This window comes from Fictibacillus aquaticus (assembly GCF_002245695.1).
GTDB classification, from domain to species: domain Bacteria; phylum Bacillota; class Bacilli; order Bacillales; family Fictibacillaceae; genus Fictibacillus; species Fictibacillus aquaticus.
Map to the genome: position 1 here is coordinate 1 of NZ_NOII01000070.1, position 2,837 is coordinate 2,837.

5 protein-coding genes are annotated in these 2,837 nt (G+C 41.4%); all 5 read right to left on the reverse strand.

The annotated features are described in order from the left end of the window. On the reverse strand, positions 1-611 hold a 611-nt coding region (gene sufC / locus CGZ90_RS19725), incomplete at its 3' end, for a Fe-S cluster assembly ATPase SufC (RefSeq protein WP_094254201.1). A 212-nt stretch (positions 612-823) separates the two neighbouring features. Beyond that, entirely contained in the window at positions 824-952 is a 129-nt protein-coding gene (locus CGZ90_RS21250) for a YuzK family famiily protein (protein ID WP_276206782.1), read from the reverse strand. Between the two features lie 224 nt (positions 953-1,176). Next, positions 1,177-1,557, reverse strand: a complete 381-nt coding sequence (locus CGZ90_RS19730) for a carboxymuconolactone decarboxylase family protein (RefSeq protein WP_094254202.1) — start codon at positions 1,555-1,557, stop codon at positions 1,177-1,179. Between the two features lie 49 nt (positions 1,558-1,606). Further along, positions 1,607-2,044, reverse strand: a complete 438-nt coding sequence (locus CGZ90_RS19735; protein ID WP_094254203.1) for an RDD family protein — start codon at positions 2,042-2,044, stop codon at positions 1,607-1,609. A gap of 80 nt (positions 2,045-2,124) precedes the next feature. Then, positions 2,125-2,837: MetQ/NlpA family ABC transporter substrate-binding protein (locus CGZ90_RS19740; RefSeq protein ID WP_094254204.1), on the reverse strand; the 713-nt coding region annotated here is incomplete at its 5' end.

The following is a 2,837-nucleotide window of genomic DNA, read 5'->3' on the forward strand; positions in this document are numbered from 1 at the left end:
GTAATGATCAAGCAGCCGAACTCTGGGCTTCTCATATCATTTACACCTTTAGCAACAACCTTTAAAGCATCAATATCAAGACCTGAGTCGATCTCGTCAAGAATTGCGATCTTCGGCTCAAGCATCATCATCTGAAGGATCTCGTTACGCTTCTTCTCACCGCCTGAAAAACCTTCGTTCAAGTAACGGTGTGCGAATTCATTATCCATCTCAAGGAGGTCCATCTTCTTGTCAAGCTCACGGATAAACTTCATCAATGAGATTTCGTCGCCTTCCTCACGCTTTGCATTGATCGCAGAACGAAGGAAATCCGCATTCGTGATCCCGCTTACTTCTGATGGGTATTGCATCGCAAGGAAAAGACCTGCGTTTGCACGCTCATCAACTTCCATCTCTAGAAGGTCTTCTCCATCAAAGGATACCTTTCCGCCTGTAACTTCATACTTCGGGTGGCCCATAAGTGCTGCAGAAAGAGTAGATTTACCCGTTCCGTTCGGACCCATGATTGCGTGAATTTCTCCACCGTTGATTTCAAGGTTAAGACCTTTAATGATTTCTTTATCTTCAATAGAAACGCGAAGATCTTCAATCTTTAAGTTCGGTGCTGACATAATACGACCTCCAATATATAAATTCTTAAGTATTCAAAGCAAAAAAATAAAGAATGAAACAGTTCATTCTCAATTTATTCTCATTCTAATTTTATAACAAATAGTATCTGTATTCAAGGAAGGGAGCTTTTTTTCCGGTTCTTACCGCTTTTCATTTAAATAAAACAGCCAGCGGAAGAATCCGCTGGCTTCATTTATTTCTCATTTTGGTCTTATTCATGCATCTCGCGAGCTTTTTTATATTCCTTATCACGTTCTTTTTCCACTTCTATACGCTTATCCAGATCTCTTTCATATTCTGAATAGCCTATTCCGTGGCTTTGATGCATAGCTTTCTCCATTTCTGATGTATGCCTTACCTTAATGGTATGGATAACAGATCAGTCCTTTCAAAATATAAGATGGCTATATCTTATCAGCACATATTATTGTGAGCAATCTCGTTAAAAGAGCGAGAAAAAGCGATCAGCCCGAGAACAAGACCATTATGGAACATATCTATTTTATCCTTAAAATCGCTGGCGAATCCTTCTGATTCCTTAAAAATCCGGGGCCNNCCGAATGATTAATGTCTCGGTTTATTCAGTTCTTGGATGCATTCCTGGACGAGGGTAACACCTTGGCTCATAGCTGCCCCGCCGCCAAACGCAGCAGATACTCCTACTGCTTCGAGTATTTCATTTTCAGAGCAGCCTTGGTCAAGGCAGCCTTTTGTATGATAAATAATGCAATATTCATCCTGTGAGTAAATGCTGATACCAAGAGCGATAAGCTGCTTATATTTTTCTGAAATCTCGCCTTCTTTGAAGCAGTGTCTCGTAAATTCGTTATAAGCGTGTGTCAGTTCAGGCATATTTTCGTTATACTTTCCGAGACCTTCTTTGTAACGGATAAGGTGTGACTGTGTTGAGTTGCTTCCCGGCATGCTTTTATCTTGATGTTCCATGATTCTTCACTCCTGTCAGTTATTTAGACAGGGTTAGTATGAGTCATCATCAGTCTTTTAATTCTCCTCCTATTGAAGGAGGAGAGCATGTAACATATGTTCCAGCGATCAGGTCATGCAGAGAGCGTTTATCCTTCCTCGCTCCCACCATTATGGCACTAACGATGAATCCGATTCCTAATGTGATACCGTACACTAATGCTCCAACAATAACCCTTAGAAGCATCGTCCCGATGGTTACATTCGAGCCGTCCGTTTTCACAACCCGTACACCAACAATTCTCTTGCCTACTACGTAACCGTGCCACTTTACTGGAAGAATAATCGCATAGAGCATGGAGACAGTATTGATCCACCATTCATCCGAATTACCTGATGGCCAATCTCCAGTTATAAGAAAAAATAAGAATGAAAGCGGGATGCCAATGAGGATGCCGTCAAGCAGTGCAGCACCAAACCTTATCCAAAAACCTGCTGGAGAATTCATTAAACCCCCTCCTTTTTGTATAGTTTATTGATTTGCCAGAAAAAAAGAACAGCCTGCTGACAGGCTGTTCTTTAGTGAATTTATTCTGTTACAGGCACTACCGCACCTTTATATTTCTTTTCAATGAAATCCTGAATTTCTTTCGAGCGTAGAACTTCTACAAGAGCCTTAACGCTCTTCTTGTCTTTATCGCCTTCTCGCACAGCGATGATGTTCACGAAAGGTGAATCTGTATCTTCCATTGCGATGGCATCTTTTTTCGGGTTAAGACCTGCATCAATCGCATAGTTAGTGTTGATCAATACCGCATCGCCTTCGTTGTTTTTGTATGCTTTTGGCAGCATGCCGGCATCAACGTCAGCTTTGAATTTTAGGTTCTTCGGATTTTCTGCTACATCTTTAATCTGTGCTTCTGTTCCTTTTCCTTCTTTTACTTTGATCAAGCCTTCTTTTTCAAGAAGACCGAGCATGCGGCCATGGTCGGCTACTGAGTTCGACATGATGATTGTCGCGCCGTTTGGAAGGTCTTTCAATGACTTATATTTTTTAGAATAAACACCGATCGGCTCGATGTGAATTCCGCCTGCGTTTTCGAACTTGTAGTTATGGTCTTTCATTTGTGATTCAAGATAAGGAACGTGCTGGAAGTAGTTCGCTCCGATTTCTTTTTCAGCCAATGCTTTGTTTGGAAGTACATAATCCTGGAATGTCTTGATCTCAAGGTCGATTCCTTTTTCTTTAAGCAACGGCTTTGCTTCTTCTAAAATTTCAGCGTGCGGTACGTTCGACGCAC